Consider the following 18,724-nt stretch of genomic DNA (forward strand, 5'->3'; position numbering starts at 1 on the left):
ATCCCGGCATCGGCTGCGGCCGATGCCGGGATTTTTGTGTCAGCGCGTCAATAGCCCAGCGCCATGCCGTCCTTGCGCGGCTCGGAGGCGGCGGCGAGCACGCCGCGGTCGCGGTCGATCCAGATCATCTGCGAGCCGCCCAGCGGGTCCGCCGACCACTTCGCCGTATGGCCGCGGGCCAGCATCGCCTCCAGCAGGGCCGGCGGATATTCCGGCTCCAGCTCCAGCGCGCCCTTGTAGGCGAAGCTGCGCGGCGCCTCCATGGCCTGCTGCACGTCCATGCCGCGATCGATGATGTTGGTCAGCAGCTCCACATGCCCCATGACCTGATACTGCCCGCCCATCACGCCGAAGGGGGCGACCGTCCTGCCGTCCTTCATCAGCATGCCGGGGATGATGGTGTGCAGCGGCCGCTTGTTCGGCGCAATCGCGTTGGGATGGCCCTTCTGGAGCGAGAACTGCGCGCCGCGATTGTGCAGCAGGAAGCCGCCCTTGGGCGTGGTGATGGTGCTGCCGAACTGGTGGAAGATGGAGTTGATGAAGGAGATGGCGTTGCCATCCTTGTCCACCACGCAGAGATAGACGGTGTCGGTGTGCGCCACCTGCGGCCACACGGTGGGCGTGCCGGCCTTTGCCATGTCCACGTTGGAGCGCGCCCACGCCGCCCATTCCGGTGAGAGCAGCTGCTCAACAGGGATGGAGGCCTTGACGGGGTCGCCGAACAGATGGTCGCGGTGGTGGTAGATCTGCTTGTTGATCTCCGCGAACAGATGGATGCGGTCTTCCTCGCTCATGGCGTCCGGCGAGAGGTCATAGCCCTCCAGCGCGTTCAGCATCATCAGCACGCCGAGGCCCTGCCCGTTGGGCGGGCATTCATAGACGTCATAGCCGCGATAATTGGTGGTGACGGGCGTCACATACTCCGCCTCGGCCGAAGCGAAATCCTCCAGCGTGTGCAGGCCGCCCAGCTCATTGAGGCGCGCCACCGCGTCCTCGGCGATCTCGCCGGTGTAGAAGGCATCGCGTCCGCCTTCCGCGATCTTGCGGAGCGTCGCGGCGAGCTTGGGCTGGCGGTGGAGGTCGCCCTGCTGCGGCGCCACGCCGCCGGGCATGAACACCGCCATGCTGGTGGGGTCGTTCTTCAGCCGCCCGCCATATTGCTCCCAGTCGCGGGCAACGCGCGGCTGCAAACGGTAGCCCTCCTCCGCGAGGCGGATGGCGGGCTGGAGCAGCTCGCCGAGCGGGCGCGTGCCGTGGTCTTCCAGCAGGCGGCACCAGGCGGCGATGGCGCCGGGCACGGTGACGGCATGCGGGCTGTCCAGCGGCAGCTCTGTCATGCCCTTGTCGATGTACCACTCCACCTCGGCGGCAGCGGGCGCCTTGCCGGAGCCGTTGAGCGTGATCGGCACGCCCTCGCCCTTGGGCGTGTAGAGGGCGAAGCAGTCGCCGCCGATGCCGGTCATGTGCGGGTCCACCACGCATTGCACGGCCACCGCAGCGATGGCGGCATCCACCGCATTACCGCCGGCGCGCAGCACATCGAGCGCGGCGAGGCTGGAGAGGGGATGCGAGGTCGCCACCGCCGCCTCATTGGCATAGACGGTGGAGCGGCCGGTCTTGAAGAAATTACGCACGGACGTTTCCTTAAAGTGTTTAGGCGCTCAATAAATACGTTGCGCGGAGCGCGGGATGCGCCCGGTCTGCCCCCTCCCTAGCCCTCCCCCGCAAGCGGGAGAGGGGACCTGTCGCGATTGCCGGAGAGAGCGTGCCCTCTGCCCAACCTGCCAGAAAGCCCTCTCCCGCTTGCGGGGGAGGGTTGGGAGGGGGCCCGGCGAGACCTTCCGCCAAAGCGTAAACTCAGTACTACGCACCACCCCCCAAAGCTTCCCGCGCAACATAATGCCCCGGCTCGGCTTCCACCAGCGCGTGGCAATCCGGCCCCTCGGTGAGACCCGAGACCTGCGGCAGGCGGGTGCGGGCGCGCTCGATTGCGGGATCGGGCACGGGCACGGCGGAGAGCAGGCGACGGGTGTAAGGATGGAGCGGATTGCCATAGAGCAGCTCGCTCGGCGCGATCTCCACGATGCGTCCCTTCCAGATCACCGCCACCCGGTGGCAGAGGTAGCGCACCATGCGCAGATCGTGGGAGATGAACAGATAGGCGAGGCCCAGCTCCTCCTGAAGATCCTGCAACAGGTTCACCACCTGCGCCTGAATGGAGACATCCAGCGCTGCGATGGGCTCGTCCGCCACGATGAAGGATGGCTTCACCGCAATGGCGCGCGCGATGCAGATGCGCTGGCGCTGGCCGCCGGAAAACTGGTGCGGGAAGCGCGCCATATAGCGCGGCTCCAGCCCGACTTTCCGGAACAGCTCGGCCACGATGTCCTTGCGCTCGGCTGCCGTCTTCGCGATGTCGTGGATGAGCAGCGGCTCGGCCACGAAATCGCCTACCGTCATGCGCGGGTTGAGGGCGGAATAGGGATCCTGAAACACCATCTGCATGCGCTTGCGCATGGCCCGCATCTGGCGCTCGCTCTGTTGCGTCAGGTCCGTGCCCTCGAACGCCACCACGCCCGAGGTGGGCGGATTGAGCATGGTGACGGCGCGGCCGATGGTGCTCTTGCCCGAGCCGCTCTCGCCCACGAGGCCCAGCGTTTCATTGGGCATGATCTCGAACGAGACATCCTCCACCGCCTTGAAGACGGAAGGCTTGAAGCCCCAGCCCGAGCGCAGGGCATAGTGCTTGGAAAGGTTGCGCACGGAGATGAGCGGATAGGGTTTCTTTTCCGCGCTGTTCTCGGTCTGGCCGGTCTCAATCTGGCTCATGACAAGGCCTCCGCGGCGAGCACCGACGGCAGATCGTACCATGCGGCGGCGAGATGTCCGGGGGCGGCGCCGGGCGCCTGCTCCAGCGGCGGGCGCTCGGTGAGGCAGCGCGGCGTGGCGTAGCGATTGCGCGGGGCAAACGGATCGCCCGGCGGGGGGAAACGCATGTCCGGCGGCGCGCCGTCGATCTGCGTCAGGCGTCGGCGCTGGCCGGCAGGCGCCGTGAGGTCCGGCAGCGAGCGCAGCAGGCCCAGCGTGTAGGCGCTGCGCGGATCGCGGAACACGTCGTCCACGGGGCCGCGCTCCATGACGCGGCCGGCATACATCACCTGCACCGTGTCGGCGATGCCGGCCACCACGCCGAGGTCGTGGGTGATCCAGATCACCGCCATGCCGATCTCGCGCTTCAGCTCCTTCACCAGCTCGATCACATCCGCCTGCACGGTCACGTCCAGTGCGGTGGTGGCCTCGTCGGCGATCAGCAGCTTGGGCCGGCAGGAGAGGCCGATGGCGATCATGATGCGTTGGCGCTGGCCGCCGGAGAATTCGTGCGGATACTGGTCGATGCGCCGCGCGGCATCCGGCAGGCGCACCATGTCCATCAGCTCGATGGCGCGCTTGCGGGCTGCCTCCGCGCCCATGCCGAGGTGCAGCATCAAGGGCTCCATGATCTGCCGGCCCACCGTCATGGAGGGGTTGAGCGAGCTCATGGGATCCTGAAACACGAAGCCGATGCTGCCGCCCCTTATCTTGCGCAGTTCCGGATCGGAAAGGGTGAGCAGGTCGCGGCCCTCGAACAGCACCTGCCCGCCGGCGAGGCGGCCGGGGGGCATGGGGATGAGGCGCAGCATGGCGAGCACATGCACGCTCTTGCCGGAGCCGCTTTCGCCCACGATGCCCAGCGTCTCGCCCTCGCGCAGGGTGTAGGAGACGCCGTTCACCGCATGCACCACGCTGTCGGCATCGGCGAATTCCACCGCGAGGTCGCGCACTTCGAGGAGGGGCGGGCGGGAGGTGATGTCGGTCATGGCGCGCACCTCGGCATGATGGGAGAGCGGCCGCACCGGATGGCGCAAGGTTGCTCCCTCCCCCCTTGCGGGGGAGGGCTGGGGAGGGGGGTAATGCCCGCTCCGCTTGGCCGACTGTTGGAGGGAGTGCAGTGTGCGGCGGTTCCACCAGGTAGCAGCCGCGTTACCCCCCTCCCAACCCTCCCCCGCAAGGGGGGAGGGCTTACCAGCCCTCGCGCTGTCTCGTCAGGGAGGAAGCCGACGCTGGGTGATGAATGGCTCATGATCGCCTCCTCAATTGCGGTGGCGCGGGTCCAGCGCATCGCGCAGGCCGTCGCCAAGGAGGTTGAAGGAGAGCACGGCGAGGAAGATGGAGAGCCCCGGCCAGATCGCCATCCACGGCGCCTGCGAGAGGAAGTTTTTGGCCGTGTTGAGCATGGAGCCCCACGAAGGATCGGGCGGCTGCTGACCGAGCCCGAGGAAGGAGAGGCTGGCCTCCGCGATGATGGCGGCGGCGATGGTCAGCGTCGCCTGCACGAGGATGGCGGGCAGGATGTTGGGCAGGATGTGCCTGAGCACGATGCGCAGCGGCGTGGCGCCGGCGGCGCGGGCCGCCTCCACATATTCCTCCACCTTCACCGATTGCACCTGCGCCCTCGTGAGCCGGATGAAGATCGTCGTGGCCGAAAGGCCGATGGCGATCATGGCATTGGTGAGCGTCGGCCCAAGGAAGGCGGCGAGCGCGATGGCGAGGATGAGGAAGGGGATCGCCAGCATGGCGTCGGTGAGGCGCATCAGCGCTGCCTCGATGAAGCCGCCGGCATAGCCCGCGATCATGCCCAGCGGCAGACCGATGGCGACCGCGAGCGCCACCGAGACGAGGCCGGCGGAGAGCGAGGCGCGGGCGCCATAGATGACGCGCGAGAGCACGTCGCGGCCGACCTCGTCGGTGCCGAAGGGGTGCTCCCATGTGGGCGGCTTGCGCACCGCCAGCCAGCTGGTGGCGGTGGGGTCATAGGGCGCCACATAGGGCGCGAACACGGCGATGGCGATGAAGAACACCACCACGGCGAGGCCGATCATGGCGCCGCGCCGGCGCACGAGGCGGCGCAGCGCCTCCTCGAAGGGCGAGCGCTCGCGGGCGGCTGCGGACGGGGCGGGGGCGGGAGTTGAGAGGACGCTCATGACCGGCGCAGCTTCGGGTTGACGAGGAAGTAGGCGAGGTCGGCCAATAGGTTGAGCAGGATGTAGGTGGTGGCCGTGCACAGCACCACGCCCTGCACCACGGCATAGTCGCGGTTGAACACCGCATCCACCATCAGCTTGCCGAAGCCGGGAATGGAGAACACCTGCTCAGTTAAGAGCGCGCCCGAGAGCAGCGCGCCGAACTCCAGCGCGCCGAGCGTGATCACCGGCACGGAGGCATTGCGCAGGCAGTGGCGGATGATCACCGCGCGGGGCGAGAGGCCCTTGGCGCGGGCGGTGCGCACATAATCGGAGGAGAGCACCTGAAGCATGGCGGCGCGGGTGTGGCGCATCATCACCGCCGCGATGGAATTGCCCAGCACGAAGGCGGGCAGGATCATGGCCCGCAGGTTCTCCCAGAGGTTCTCCGTGGGCGGCACATAGCCGGAAGCCGGCAGCCAGCCGAGCTGCACCGAGAACAGCAGGATGAGCATGATGCCCAGCCAGAAGTTCGGCGTGGAAAGCCCCCAGAGCGCGAGGATGTTGGCCGCATAGTCCATGGCCTTGCCGTTATAGACGGCGGACAGCACGCCCAGCGGCACGCCGATGAGGAGCGCGATGGCCATGGCCATGACGGCGAGCTGCAACGTCACCGGAAACTTGGAGACGATGAGCTGCGCCACCGGCTGCTGCAGGCGGATGCTCTCGCCCATGTCCCCCTGCAGCACGCCGCCGATCCAGTAGGCGTAGCGCACGGGGAGGGGATCGTTGAGATGGTACTTCTCGCGGATGAAGGCGATGACCTCCGGATCCTTCTCCTCGCCGCTGATCGCGATGGCGGGGTCGCCCGGCAGCAGTTGCTGCAGGGCGAAGATGATCATGGAGGCCAGGATCACCGTGGGGATGATCGTGGTCAGCCGTTTGAGGAAGAAACGCAGCATGCGGGATCAGGCGTCCTTCAGTCGAGCTTCAGGCCGGTGAAACGCACCAGACCATCGGGATAATTGGCCTCCACGAAGCCGGAGAGTTTGGGCGTGTAGGCCCACAGCAGCTTGCGGTGGTAGAGATAGAGCATGGGGTTTTCGGTGAGCACGACCTCAGCAAGGTGCTGCCATGAGGTGGCCCGCCCCCTGGCGCTGGTGGCGAGGCGCTGGCCGTCGAGGGCCGCCTGCGCCTTCACATCGCAGAAGCGGGTGTAGTTGATGGCGGCCTTGCAGCCGAGGAAGTTGTAGGTGTTGCCATCCGGGTCCGGCCGCCCGCTCCAGGCCCAGAGGAAGGCTTCGAAATTGCCCTGATCGCCATAGGAGAGGGCGGTGCCGATGTCGGTGGCCTGCAGCTTCACCTCGAAGCCGGCCTCCTTGGTCATGGCCTGCACCACCTGCCCCACCTGCTGGCCCTCATTGGTGGTGTAGACCATCAATGTCACCGGCACCGGCAGGGTGACGCCGGCCTCCTTCAGCAGCGCTTTCGCCTTGGCGATATCGCGCTTCGGCAGCGGGAATTCCTTCACATAATTGGGGTTCAGCGGGCTCACCCACTGGTTGCCGGGCAGGTTCTCGCCATTGAACACCACCTGGTTCAGCGCCTCGCGGTCGATGGCGAGATCGAAGGCCTGCCGCACGCGGGCGTCCTTGCCGATGACCGAGCCTTCCTTCGCGGTGTTGAACAGGATGGCCTGATATCCCAGCTCCGTCGTTGAGCCGATCTTCAGCTTGCCCTGCGCTTTGACGTCCGGCAGATCGGTGGCGGCGAGGCGCTCCATCAGCTCCAGCTGGCCGGAGCGCAGATTGGTGAGGCGCACGGTGCTGTCCGGAATGGTGCGGAAGTCGATGCGCTTGATGAAAATCTGGTCCTTGTTCCAGTATTGCTCGTACTTCTCGACCGTGATGCGGTCCTGCGCGATCCGCTCCACGAACTTGAACGGGCCGGCGCACACCGGGCCGGTGGCGAACTTGTCGCCCAGCGCTTCGGCGGCCTTGGGCGAGACCATCATGCCGGCGCGGTCGGTGAGCTGGGCGAGGAAGGGCGCGGAGGGCGCCTTCAGGTTGAGCTTCACGGTGAGCGGGTCCACCACCTCCACCGTGTCGAGCGCCGCGATCTCCGAGCGGCGCTGCGAGCCCGGCATCTTCTGGTAGCGCTCAAGATTATACTTCACCGCGGCAGCGTCGAACTTTTCGCCGTCATGGAAGGTGACGCCGGGGCGCAGCTTCATGGTGATGGACTTGCGGTCCTCGGCAAGGGTCCATTCGGTGGCGAGCTGGGGAATGATGTTGAGCTTGGCGTCCACGTCCACCAGCTTGTCGCAGAGAGCCGCGAACACCATGCGGGTGGTGTAGCCGCGCGAGAGCGCCGGATCGAGCGCATCGGGATCATCCAGCAGGCCGAAGCGCAGGGTCTGGGCCTGCGCGGCGCCTGCGAGGGGAGTGGCAAAGGCGCAGCCGAGAACAAGGGCCGCAAAGGTGTGCTTCCACATAACGCAGATCCTCACCAGAAGAATGGACACAAAGAAACAGAACGCCCGCCCCGAAATGAGGGGCGGGCGGCAGGCGCAAATGTCAGTTCAGCTTGAGGCCAGTGAAGCGCACGAGGCCGTCGGGATAATCGCCGAAGCCGGTGAGCTTGGTGGAATAGGCCCACAGCAGCTTGCGGTGGAAGAGATAGATGAGCGGGCGATCGGTGAGAACATTGGCCGCCAGATCCTTCCACGCCGCCTTGCGGGCTGCCGGATCGTTGGTTTGGCGTTCCGCGATCAGCGCGGCATCGGCCTTCTCGCTGTTGTAGCGCGGATAGTTCAGGGGCGCCTTGCTGGCGAGGAAGTTGTAGGTGTTGCCGTCCGGATCCGGCCGTCCGCTCCAGTTGTAGAGCATCAGGTCATAGCCGCCGGAATCCGCCAAATTCAGCGCGGTGCCGAAGTCGGTGGCCTGGATCTTCAGATCAAAGCCCGCCTCCTTGGCCATGGCCTGGATCACCTGCGCCGACTGCTGGGAGAGATTATCGGAGAAGATGGTGAAGTTCACCGGGATCGGCCCCGTGACGCCCGCCTCCTTCAGCAGCGCCTTGGCTTTCGCCACATCGCGCTTGGGGATGGGAAACTCCGCCACATAGTTCGGGTTCTTGGGGCTCACCCACTGGTTGCCGGGCAGGAACTCGCCATTATAGACCACCTGATTGAGCGCCTCGCGATCCAGCGACAGCTCCAGCGCCTCGCGCACCTTCGCATTCTTGGCGAGCGGATTGTCCTTGGAGAGGTTGATCAGCAGGGTCTGGTAGCCCAGCTCATAGGCATTGCCCACCTTGAGCTTTGAATCACCCTGCACCTGCGGCAGGTCGGTGGGGGCGAGGCGCTCCAGAAGATCGAGCTGGCCCGAGCGCAGGTTGGTGAGACGCACCGTGGTGTCCGGGATCACCTTGAACTCGATGCGCTTCAGGAAGATGTTGTCCTTGTTCCAGTATTTGTCGAAGGCCTCGACCACGATGCGGTCCTGCGCCACCCGCTCCACGAACTTGAAGGGGCCGGCGCACACCGGCGCGGTGGCGAACTTCTCACCCAGCGCCTGCGCGGCCTTGGGCGAGACCATCATGCCGGCGCGGTCGGTGAACTGCGCCAGCAGGGGCGCGAACGGCGTCTTCAGATTGATCTTCACGGTCAGCGGGTCCACCACCTCCACCGTGTCGATGGCGGAGATCTCGCCGCGCCGCTGCGAACCCTGCATCTTGAGATGGCGCTCAAGATTGAACTTCACCGCTTCCGCATCCAGCTTCTCGCCATCCTGAAACAGCACGCCGTCGCGGATCTTCAGGGTCAGGCTCTTCTGGTCGTCGGACCAGGCCCAGGAGGTGGCGAGCTGGGGCACGATGTTGAGCTTGGCGTCGATATCCACCAGCTTGTCGCACAGCGCCGCGAACACCATGCGGCCCGAGAAGGTGCGCGCCAGCGTCGGGTCGAGCGCATCGGGGTCTTCCATCAGGCCGAAGCGCAGGGTCTGGGCGCCCGCGGCCGGGGCGAGCGCTGCGGCGAGGCCGGTGGCGAGAGCAAGGCTCGCCAGCGTTCGCTTCCATGGTGTCCACAAGGCGCGCATCAACATGGGATCGTCCTTTTAGGCTGCCGGCGGTGCCGGCTTGGGGCCGGTTTCGGAAGGCGTGGACGCGCATGGCACGCCACAGGCATACCGGCACGGTCGGAAAGAATTGTATGCAATGCCGGGGCCAGTCTTGAGCGGGCACGGTGGCGGTCATCGGCCGGGCATGTTTGCACACCAACAGAGCGCCATTCTGCCAATTCTTGCGCCAGTGCGCCCGGTGTGAAAGCATGCGGAGCAGGGGCGTACCGCAGGGTTCGCCCAAGGTAGCGGAGGACCGCCATGTCCGAGCGCCCACCCATTCAATGGTCCGTTCAATCTCCCCGGCACCCTCGTGCGCCTCTGGGTGCTGCACCGGGCGATCGCCTGCCGTGGCTGGTGCGTTTTCTCATGCGCCATGCGCTGATCGGCTTCGGCATCGCCATACTGTTCGTGGGGGCGCTGCTGGGGCTGGATGCCAAGGGGCTGCGCACGCTCATGCTGGCCTCGCCCGATGGCGTGCTGGCGGCGGGCATCCTCACCTTCGCCATGGGCTGCACCTTCTCCAGCGTGCAGATGGGCGTCGCCATCATGCTGCTGCCGGACAAGTAGGAGCAGGTTGGAAGGCCGCGCGGGCCGGTTGCGCCGCGTCAGCTAAGGTCAAGTTTCGACATCGCGTGCCTCTCGGGCAGGCGATACATCAGGGGCGGCTTCATCAGGGCGGGGAAAGACGCATGAAGAAACTCGGTTTCCTGCTGGGCGCGGGGCTGATCGCCCTCGCGGCTTCGGCCACCACGGGCGCGCAGGCGCAGACCATGAGCTACCAGCAGGCCGGCGCGATGCTGGCCAAGAGCTGTGGCCCCGACATCATGAAGTATTGCGCCAATGCCAATCTCGGCGGCGGCAAGATCCTTGGCTGCCTGGACGCCAATGCCAGCAAGGTCAGCGCCAAGTGCAAGGCGGACTTTGCCACGGCCAAGGCCTCCATCGCCAAGCGCACCATGGCCCAGCAGGCCATCTTCAAGGTGTGCAATGCCGATGCGGCGCGCCTCTGCCAGGGCGTCGTGCCCGGCGATGGCAACCTCATCACCTGCCTCGTGGATGCCTCCAAGGCGGTGAGCAAGGCCTGCAACCAGACCATCACCGACGCCGGCTGGCGCTGAGCCCTCGCACCCGAACAGGAAGGACGACACCGATGACGTCGTTGATGCTCCGTGGCGGGCTCGTTGCAGCGCTCGCTCTCACGCTTTCCGCGCCGCTGGCGGCGCCCGCCTCCGCCCAGACCGATCTGTCCAATGCGCAGATCGTGCAGGGGCTGCAGAATCTGGCCGCCGACGCGCCTGTGGTCACGGCCGCCAGCCTGCGTCAGGCGGCGCTCGATCACGCGACCATGTATTCCGGCCCGGCTTCCCAGCGCCCGCCGCTGGCCATCCAGCTCGACAAGCTGGCGCAGATCAATGTGCAGATTCAGTTCAAGCTGAATTCGGCGATCATCCTGCCGGAGAGCTATGCCACCATCGGCTCCATCGCCGATGCGCTGCATAATCCCGTGCTGCAGGGCTACAAGTTCATCATCACCGGCAACACCGACACCACCGGCACGCGCGAGATCAATCTCAAGCTGTCGCAGGAGCGGGCGGATGCGGTGCTGGAAGCCCTGACCACCACCTTCAACATAAATCCGGCGCGGCTTGAGGCCGTGGGGCTTGGCGAGGAAGCGTTGCAGGACACGAAGAACCCTGAGTCCCCGGTGAACCGCCGGGTGCAGATCTTCAACGTCGGCCCGCTCAAGCGGTAAAATTTGCCGGTCCGGGAACCGGATCGCTTGTCGCGCATTGTAGATGCAGTGACCTCACTTCGCGCCGTCCCGAAAGGGGCGGCGTTTTTTATGGGCGGGTGAGGGGCCGGGGCCGGTGCGCCCGTATTCCCGTTCGGCGCTCCCTGTCGGCAGAACGCCATCTGACAGAAGGCCATCTGACAGAACGCCATCTATCCTAAAGCGCGGCATGTCCCCTCTCCCGCTGCGGGGGAGGGCTAGGGAGGGGGCAGGGGCGGGCCATATCGGATATTCCCACGGGATGGGTTAGGCGCAACGCGAGGCTCACGCCGCCTGTGGCGGCGCCCCCTCCCAACCCTCCCCCGCAAGCGGGAGAGGGCTTTGCGTCGCGCACATTCCAAGCCTCGCGCTCCAGCCCCTCGCTCTCCAGCCCGCAGCCCCACCCCCATCCCCACCGCCATTCCCACCGCCATCCCCACACCCCGTCATCCCCTGTCACAGAGCTGTTGCACGGCCCCGCTATCAAATTCGTGAAAACGGTTTCAGAGCCGTCTCACAGTCTTCCAGCGCAGGTCGCCCTTGCCCCGTCCCGTCACCATCCGCACCGTCGCCGAACGCGCCGGCTGCTCCATCGCCACGGTCAGCCGCGTGCTCAACGGCAGCGCCCGGGCGAGCGCGCAGGTGGAGGCGCGGGTCCGCGCGGCGGTGGCCGAACTGGGCTTCCGGCCCAGCGAGATCGGCCGCTCGCTGAAGACGCTGCGCGCCCGCACCATCGGCGTGGTCATTCCCAGCCTCACCAATCCGGTGTTCGCTGGCTCAGTAGCCGGAATCGAGGCCGAGGCACGCGGGCGCGGGCACACGCCGCTGCTCACCGCCACCGATTACGAGCCGGAGCGCGAGCGCGAGATCGTCTCCGCCCTTGTGGCCCAGAGCGTGGCCGGCCTCGTGCTGACCGTCGCCGATCCCGACGCCAACGCCACCCTCGATCTTCTGGACGCCGAGGCCATCCCCTATGTGCTCGTCTATAACGAGCCGACGCAGGCCGAGCGCGCCGCCGTCACCGTGGACAATGGCGCCGCCAGCCGCGCGTTGACCGAGGCGTTTCTGGCCGCCGGCCACCGCCGCGTGCTGTTCATCGCCGGCCGCTTCTCCACCTCCGACCGCTCGCGCCTGCGCCATCAGGGCTATCTCGCCGCCATGGGCGTCGCGGGCCTTTCGCCCGAGCCGGTGCTGGAGCTGGACTATCTGGCCGATGCCGCCGCCCACCGGGCGGCGCTGGAAGGGCTGCTCGCGGGCCCGGCGCGGCCCACCGGCATCATCTGCTCCAACGATCTGCTGGCCCTTTCCGTCATCGCCGCCTTGCGCGAGATGGGGCTTTGCGTGCCGGGCGATGTCTCGGTGGCGGGCTTCGACGGCATCGCCATCGGTCGCCTCGTCTCGCCCGCGCTCGCCACCGTGGACCAGCCCACCCGCCGCATGGGCGAGCGGGCGGTGGAGCGGCTGTTCGCCCTCATCGAAGGGCAGGGCAGCCGCACGGTGGAGCATCTGCCCTTCGAACTGCGCACCGGGGGCACGCTCGCCCCGGCGCCCAGCCTTTCCGAACTCTCCCTTTCCGAACCAGAAGCCGTCCCCGCGCCCGCGCGCGGCAAGCGGCCGGCACAAACCGCCAGCGTTTCCCGTCCCTCTGCCTCACGAAAGGCTCTGTGATGAAGTCCCTTCTCGCCTCCACGCTGCTTGCCGCCGGTCTGCTGACCATCGGCTCATCTTTCGGCTTCGCCCCGGCCGCCAAGGCTGCGGACGCCATCTGCTACAACTGCCCGCCGGAATGGGCGGACTGGGCCTCCATGCTGAAGGCCATCAAGGCCGATACCGGCGTGGACATGCCCGGCGACAACAAGAATTCCGGCCAGGCCATGGCCCAGATCATCGCCGAGAAGGCGAGCCCGGTGGCGGATGTGGCCTATGTGGGCGTCACCTTCGGCATCAAGATGAAGGATGCGGGCCTCACCCAGGCCTACAAGCCCAAGCATTTCGACGAGATCCCCGCCGGCCTGAAGGATGCCGACGGCCACTGGTTCTCCATCCATTCCGGCACGCTGGGCCTGATGGTGAACAAGGATGCGCTGGGCGGCGCGCCGGTGCCGGCCTGCTGGGCCGATCTGCTGAAGCCCGAATACAAGGGCATGGTGGGCTATCTCGACCCCTCCAGCGCCTTCGTGGGCTATGTGGGCGCGGTGGCGGTGAACACCGGCCTCGGCGGCACGCTGGACAATTTCACCCCGGCGCTGGAGTGGTTCAAGAAGCTGCAGGCCAACCAGCCCATCGTGCCCAAGCAGACCGCTTACGCCCGCGTGGTTTCCGGCGAGATCCCGATCCTGCTGGACTATGACTTCAACGCCTATCGCGCCAAATACACCGAGAAGGGCAACTTCGCCTTCGTGCTGCCCTGCGAGGGCACGGTGGCGGTGCCTTACGTGATGACCATGGTGCAGAACGACCCGCACCCGGAAGCGGCGAAGAAGGTCCTCGACTACGTGCTCTCCGACAAGGGGCAGGCCATGTGGGCGAAGGCCTATCTGCGCCCGGCGCGCAATGTGGAGCTGCCGAAGGAGATCGCGGACCGCTTCCTGCCCGCCTCCGACTATGCCCGCGCCAAGGCCGTGGACTACGGCAAGATGGAAGCCGTGCAGAAGGGCTTCGGTGAGAAGTATCTGTCCGAGGTCAAGTGAGGCGCGCAGCCTTCCATTGACCTGAAACTCAGCAGTTCCCGCCGCGCCCTCCCGGCGCGGCGGTCCTCCTTGAAGTGAAAGCCATGCCCAGCGCCGACCGTCTGGCCAAACTGTTCCTCATCCCGCTGGGCGCCTTCGTCCTGGCCTTCTTCCTGCTGCCCATGGTGCGCCTCGTGGCGGTCGCCGGCAGCGGGCCGAACGGGCTTGCCGAATATCTCGTGCTCATCACCAATCCGCGCCATTTCGGAACGCTGATCGCCACTTTGCTGCTGTCCGCCACCGCCACGCTGGCGACGCTGGCCATCGGCGTGGTGGTGGCGTTGTTCCTCGGCCGCAACCGCTTTCCCGGCCAGAAGGCGCTCATCGCCATGCTCACCTTGCCGCTGGCCTTTCCTGGCGTGGTGGTGGGCTTCATGATCATCCTGCTCGCCGGCCGGCAGGGGCTCATCGGCTCCATCTCGCAGTCGCTGGGCATGGGGCGCATGGTGTTCGCCTATTCCATGGCCGGCCTGTTCGCGGGCTATGTCTATTTCTCCCTGCCGCGCGTCATGGTCACGCTGCTGGCGGCGGTCGAAAAACTCGATCCGTCGCTGGAGGAGGCCGCCCGTTCGCTGGGCGCCAGCCGCGCGCAGGTGCTGCGCGATGTGATCCTGCCCGGCATCGGCCCCTCGCTCATGGCTTCGGGCGCCATCGCATTCGCCACCGCCATGGGCGCGTTCGGCACGGCCTTCACGCTCGCCACCCGCATCGATGTGCTGGCCATGACCATCTATACGGAGTTCACGCTCTCGGCGAATTTCGCCAGCGCCGCGGCGCTGTCCATCGCGCTTGGCCTCATCACCTGGGGCGTGTTGGCGCTGACGCGCAATTTCGCGGGCGACCGCGTGGCGGCGGCGGGCTGAAGCCATGCAGCGCTCCCCTCTCGTCTTCGCCCTCCAGCTTCTCGTCACGCTGCTGGCGGCCGCCTTTCTGGTGGTGCCGGCGGCCCAGTCCATCCTCGCCGGCCTGACGGTGAACTATTTTCAGGGCCTGCGCTCCGGCCTCACGCTGGACTGGGTGGCGCAGGTGTGGGGGCTCTATGCGCCCACCATCCTGCGCTCCATCCTGCTGGCGTTGGCAACGCTCGGCGTCACGCTCCTCATCGGCGTGCCCGCCGGCTGGGCGCTGGCCCGCAAGCCGGGCCGCCTGTCGCGCCTCGTGGAGGAGGTGGTGACGCTGCCCGTCGCCATCCCCGGCCTTGCCCTCGCGCTGGGCCTCATCCTCGCCTATGGCGGCATCCGCGAGTTCCGCGCCAGCGTGGCCTTCATTCTTGTTGGGCATGTGCTCTACACGCTGCCCTTCATGCTGCGCTCGGTGATGGCGGTGCTTGCCGCCATCGACGTGCGCACGCTGGAGGAGGGTGCCGCGAGTCTGGGCGCCTCGCCGTGGCAGCGCTTCATCCAGGTGGTGGTGCCCAATGCGCGCCCCGGCATCCTGGCCGGCTCGCTCATGGTGGTCACGCTCTCCATCGGCGAGTTCAACCTCACCTGGATGCTGCACACCCCGCTCACCCAGACATTGCCCGTGGGCCTTGCCGACAGCTACGCCTCCATGCGGCTCGAAATCGCCAGCGCCTACACGCTGGTCTTCTTCCTGATGATTGTGCCCTTGCTCATTGCCATCCAGATCATGGGTGGCGAGAAGCGGGCGAAGAAGCGGAAATGATCCCGTGACCGACACCCCCGCGCCCACCGGCGCCGCCATCACCCTGTCCGGCTGCGGCAAGACCTTCCCCGATGGCACCTGCGCGCTGGAGCCGCTGGACTTGCAGATCACGCCCGGCGAGACCATCGTCCTGCTCGGCCCCTCCGGCTGCGGCAAGACCACAACGCTGCGCATCATCGCCGGCCTCGAAAGCCCGGATGCGGGCGGAAAAGTGCTGTTCGACGGGCAGGACGTGACCCAGCTTCCCATCGAGAAGCGCAATGTGGGCATGGTGTTCCAGTCCTACGCTTTGTTCCCCAACATGAGCGTCATCGAGAACGTGGCCTATGGCCTGCGGGTGCGCGGGGTGGCGAAGAAGGAGCGCCTCGCCCGCGCGGCCGAGGTGCTGGAGATGATGCGCATCGACCAGCTCGCCGAGCGCCGCATCGACCAGCTCTCCGGCGGCCAGCGCCAGCGCGTGGCGCTCGCCCGCGCGCTCGCCGTGCGGCCGCGCGTCATCCTGCTGGACGAGCCGCTCACCGCGCTCGACGCGGCGCTGCGCGATCATCTGCGCGCCGAGATCGACGGCCTGCTGCGCCGCCTCGCCATCACCGCCATCTATGTGACCCACGATCAGGCCGAGGCGCTGGCGCTGGGCGATCGCATCGTGGTGATGCGGCATGGCGCCATCGCGCAGATCGGGTCGCCACGGGATATCTACTTCCGGCCGGCGGATGACTTCGTCGCTTCCTTCGTCGGCGTCACCAACCGGCTCGAGGGCGCGGTGCGGGGCGGGCGGTTCGAGACGGCAGCGGGCAGCATCGCGGTGGCGGGGCCGGATCGGGCCACGGCGAGCCTCGCTTTCCGCCCTGAAACGGCGGTTCTGTGCGGGGCTGGAGACTCAGGGTTGCGCTTTCGCGTGGAACAGGTGCATTTCCAGGGGGCGCGCCAGCGTGTTCAGCTGGGCGCCGCCGATGGCGGCCGTCTCGTGGTAGAAGCGGCAGCCGATGCCGTTCTTGTGGTGGGTGACGATGTGGGCCTCGTGCTCGATCCTGCCCGTTTTGTTCTGGTGTGAGTTGAACCGATGCTGATTGCGCAACTGACCGATACCCATATCCGCATTCCCGGCAAGCTGGCTTACGGCGTGGTGGACTCGTCCGCCTATCTGGAACGGGCGGTTGCCTGGCTCCGCGCCTTGCCGCAACGGCCCGACGCGGTGGTCGTCACCGGCGACCTGACCGATTTCGATCAACTGGAAGAATATGCCCGCTTCCGCTCCATCATGGAGCCGCTCGATTTGCCGGTACATGTGATTCCGGGCAATCACGACAGCTCCGTGGGCGTGCGCGAGGCTTTTCCGCAGATCGTCGCCCGCACCGGCGGCAAGCCGGATGGCAAGGTGAACTACGTGGTGGAAGAGCTGCCGCTGCGCATCATCATGCTCGACAGCAGCGTGCCGAAGAAGCCCCATGGCGAGCTGGGCCCGGAGACGCTGGAATGGCTCGACCGCCAGTTGATGAAGTCGCGCCGTGACACGGTGGTGGCGCTGCATCACCCGCCGTTCCTCACCGGCATCCGGCACATGGACGCGCAGAACCTCAAGGATGCCGCGGCGTTCGAGACCGTGATCGCGCGCCATGCCCATGTGCTCGGCGTGTGGTGCGGCCATGTCCATCGCACCATCGTCACCAATTTCGCCGGCCGCCCCTGCCGCATCGCGCCGTCCACCGCCCATGCGGTGAGCTTTGCTCTGGCGAAGGACGCACCGGCCAGCTTCCACATGGAGCCGCCGGCGGTGAGCCTGCATCTGTATGAGCCGGGCCGCGTGGTGTCGCACACCTGCTTCGTCAGCCCCTATGACGGCCCCTATCCCTTCTTCGACACCTCGAACCGCCTGATGGGCTGAGGCGCGGCGGGGCGCGCCTTCTCCACCTCTCGCAACAACCCCCCTCTCCCGCTTGCGGGGGAGGGCTGGGGAGGGGGCAGGAGCGGAACGGACTCATGATGGAGGGGGACGGCGCGTGTGGCGCCCGTTCCCGCCGCCTGCGGCGGCGCCCCCTCCCAACCCTCCCCCGCAAGCGGGAGAGGGCTTCGTGCTGCGCCTGAAGGGTTTGGCGTGACGTCTAGAGCATGTCCGGCTTTGATTGCTCCGCAATCCAAGTCGAAAGACATTCTCTATCAAAGACTTGGAGCGTTTCAGCGTTTCCATGAAACGATGAAACGCTCTAGGCAGCCGCCAGCCACAGCACACACGCATGCAGCGCCTGAGCAGCCAGCGCGATGTCATCCGCCGCCGCATGCTCGCGCGGATTGTGGCTGCCGTTCGTTGACCGCACGAACAGCATGGCAATGGGCATCACGCCATTGAGCGACAGCCCGTCGTGCCCCGCGCCCGAGGGCAGATGATGCACGGGCGCCCCCACATCCGCCACCGCCTCGGCCAGCGCCGCCTGAAGGCCCGCATCGCAGGGCGCGGCGGCTGCGTCATAACCCACCTCCAGCGTCACGCAGAGCCCCCGCGCGGCGGCGATCTCGCGGCAGCGCGCCTCGATGTCCGCGAAGGCGCGGTTGCGCTGGGGATCGTCCGGCGCCCGCACATCCAGCGAGAACTGCACCGCCCCCGGCACCACGTTCACCGCCCCGCCGGGCATGGAAAGCGTGCCCACGGTGGCCACCAGCCCCGGCTCGCCCTGTGCGCGCTTTTCCGCCGCCAGCACCATCTCGGCGGCGCCGGCCAGAGCGTCGTGCCGCAGCTCCATGGGCAGGGTGCCGGAATGGCCGGCCTCACCACTCACCCGCACCTGAGCGCGCGTCGCCCCCGCGATCGCGGTGACGATGCCAAGCGGCAGGCCGAGCTTTTCCAGCACCGGCCCCTGCTCGATATGCACCTCCACATAAGCGCGCGCGTCTTCTGCGCGGCTGGCGGTGGCAATGGCGGCGGGATCGACCCCGAAGGCGATCAGCGCCTCCCGGCGGCTGATGCCGTCCGCATCCCGATGCTCCAGCGTTGCGGGGTCGAAGCGCCCGGCCAGCGCGCGCGAGGAGGTCAGCGTTGAGGGAAAACGCACGCCTTCCTCATCCGCGAAAGCGAACACCTCGATGGGGAAGGGCAGGCGGGTATTGGTGCGGTTGAGTTCCTCCACCACCGCCAGACCCACCACCACGCCGAGATTGCCGTCATAGATGCCGGCATTGCGCACGGTGTCGATATGTGAGCCAATGATCAACGCTGGCGCATCCGGGCGCGTGCCCTCATAGCGCCCCACCACCGAGCCGGTGGCGTCCAGATGCACCGCCATGCCGGCGGCCGCGAACCAGCGCGCCACCTCGCCCGCCGCCGCCTTATGGGCGGGGGAGAGGGTGAGGCGGGTCATCTCGCCCGGCACGTCGGTGAAGCGCGCCAGCGCTTCAAGGCGGACCTGAAGGGCAGTGGCGGAAAGGGGGGCGTGGGACATG

17 protein-coding genes are annotated in these 18,724 nt (G+C 67.1%); 9 read left to right on the forward strand and 8 right to left on the reverse strand.

All coding sequences use genetic code 11. From position 1 onward, the window contains the following. Positions 1 to 47: 47 nt before the first annotated feature. The 7 genes from ggt to IEW24_RS02570 form a co-directional block, all read right to left on the reverse strand. The gene (gene ggt / locus IEW24_RS02540; RefSeq protein WP_188575111.1) at positions 48 to 1,634 is read right to left on the reverse strand and encodes a gamma-glutamyltransferase; all 1,587 of its coding nucleotides are present in this window, start codon (positions 1,632 to 1,634) and stop codon (positions 48 to 50) included. Between the two features lie 229 nt (positions 1,635 to 1,863). Then, positions 1,864 to 2,829, reverse strand: a complete 966-nt coding sequence (locus tag IEW24_RS02545) for an ABC transporter ATP-binding protein (protein ID WP_188575113.1) — start codon at positions 2,827 to 2,829, stop codon at positions 1,864 to 1,866. Next, positions 2,826 to 3,857 (reverse strand): ABC transporter ATP-binding protein, encoded by a 1,032-nt coding sequence (locus IEW24_RS02550; RefSeq protein ID WP_188577278.1) that lies wholly within the window; start codon positions 3,855 to 3,857, stop codon positions 2,826 to 2,828. Before IEW24_RS02550 ends, IEW24_RS02545 begins: the two co-directional genes overlap by 4 nt. 273 nt (positions 3,858 to 4,130) lie before the next feature. Then, entirely contained in the window at positions 4,131 to 5,021 is an 891-nt protein-coding gene (locus IEW24_RS02555; RefSeq protein WP_188575116.1) for an ABC transporter permease, read from the reverse strand. Beyond that, positions 5,018 to 5,962 (reverse strand): ABC transporter permease, encoded by a 945-nt coding sequence (locus tag IEW24_RS02560; RefSeq protein ID WP_188575118.1) that lies wholly within the window; start codon positions 5,960 to 5,962, stop codon positions 5,018 to 5,020. The genes IEW24_RS02555 and IEW24_RS02560 overlap by 4 nt, the downstream gene beginning before the upstream one ends. 17 nt (positions 5,963 to 5,979) lie before the next feature. Then, positions 5,980 to 7,494, reverse strand: coding sequence for an ABC transporter substrate-binding protein (locus IEW24_RS02565; RefSeq protein ID WP_188575120.1), 1,515 nt, complete (start codon positions 7,492 to 7,494; stop codon positions 5,980 to 5,982). 82 nt (positions 7,495 to 7,576) lie between these two features. Continuing rightward, positions 7,577 to 9,100 carry an ABC transporter substrate-binding protein gene (locus tag IEW24_RS02570; protein ID WP_188577281.1) on the reverse strand — a complete coding sequence of 508 codons (1,524 nt, stop codon included), beginning with the start codon at positions 9,098 to 9,100 and terminating at the stop codon, positions 7,577 to 7,579. A 282-nt stretch (positions 9,101 to 9,382) separates the two neighbouring features. On the opposite strand from IEW24_RS02570, the gene IEW24_RS02575 reads away from it, so the two are divergent. From IEW24_RS02575 to IEW24_RS02615, 9 genes are all read left to right on the forward strand, one after another. Further along, a complete protein-coding gene (locus IEW24_RS02575; protein WP_188575121.1) occupies positions 9,383 to 9,691 on the forward strand; it encodes a hypothetical protein in 309 nt (102 codons plus the stop codon). Positions 9,692 to 9,813: 122 nt separating this feature from the next. Further along, positions 9,814 to 10,242 (forward strand): cysteine rich repeat-containing protein, encoded by a 429-nt coding sequence (locus tag IEW24_RS02580; RefSeq protein ID WP_188575123.1) that lies wholly within the window; start codon positions 9,814 to 9,816, stop codon positions 10,240 to 10,242. A gap of 32 nt (positions 10,243 to 10,274) precedes the next feature. Further along, a complete protein-coding gene (locus IEW24_RS02585) occupies positions 10,275 to 10,877 on the forward strand; it encodes an OmpA family protein (RefSeq protein ID WP_188575127.1) in 603 nt (200 codons plus the stop codon). A 558-nt stretch (positions 10,878 to 11,435) separates the two neighbouring features. After that, complete coding sequence (locus tag IEW24_RS02590) at positions 11,436 to 12,563, forward strand: LacI family DNA-binding transcriptional regulator (protein ID WP_188575129.1); 1,128 nt, start codon at positions 11,436 to 11,438, stop codon at positions 12,561 to 12,563. Continuing rightward, positions 12,563 to 13,585 carry an ABC transporter substrate-binding protein gene (locus IEW24_RS02595; RefSeq protein ID WP_188575131.1) on the forward strand — a complete coding sequence of 341 codons (1,023 nt, stop codon included), beginning with the start codon at positions 12,563 to 12,565 and terminating at the stop codon, positions 13,583 to 13,585. Before IEW24_RS02590 ends, IEW24_RS02595 begins: the two co-directional genes overlap by 1 nt. Before the next feature lie 83 nt (positions 13,586 to 13,668). Further along, positions 13,669 to 14,487: an ABC transporter permease gene (locus IEW24_RS02600; RefSeq protein ID WP_188575133.1), complete on the forward strand. Its 819-nt coding sequence runs from the start codon at positions 13,669 to 13,671 to the stop codon at positions 14,485 to 14,487. 4 nt (positions 14,488 to 14,491) lie between these two features. Beyond that, positions 14,492 to 15,289, forward strand: coding sequence for an ABC transporter permease (locus tag IEW24_RS02605; RefSeq protein ID WP_188575135.1), 798 nt, complete (start codon positions 14,492 to 14,494; stop codon positions 15,287 to 15,289). Between the two features lie 4 nt (positions 15,290 to 15,293). Then, positions 15,294 to 16,343, forward strand: a complete 1,050-nt coding sequence (locus tag IEW24_RS02610) for an ABC transporter ATP-binding protein (RefSeq protein ID WP_188575137.1) — start codon at positions 15,294 to 15,296, stop codon at positions 16,341 to 16,343. A gap of 9 nt (positions 16,344 to 16,352) precedes the next feature. Then, complete coding sequence (locus IEW24_RS02615) at positions 16,353 to 17,174, forward strand: phosphodiesterase (RefSeq protein ID WP_188575139.1); 822 nt, start codon at positions 16,353 to 16,355, stop codon at positions 17,172 to 17,174. 319 nt (positions 17,175 to 17,493) lie between these two features. Here the strand turns inward: IEW24_RS02615 and IEW24_RS02620 are convergent, their stop codons facing one another. Beyond that, complete coding sequence (locus tag IEW24_RS02620; RefSeq protein ID WP_188575141.1) at positions 17,494 to 18,723, reverse strand: allantoate amidohydrolase; 1,230 nt, start codon at positions 18,721 to 18,723, stop codon at positions 17,494 to 17,496. Position 18,724: the final 1 nt, after the last annotated feature.

The organism is Azorhizobium oxalatiphilum (assembly GCF_014635325.1).
GTDB lineage: Bacteria > Pseudomonadota > Alphaproteobacteria > Rhizobiales > Xanthobacteraceae > Azorhizobium > Azorhizobium oxalatiphilum.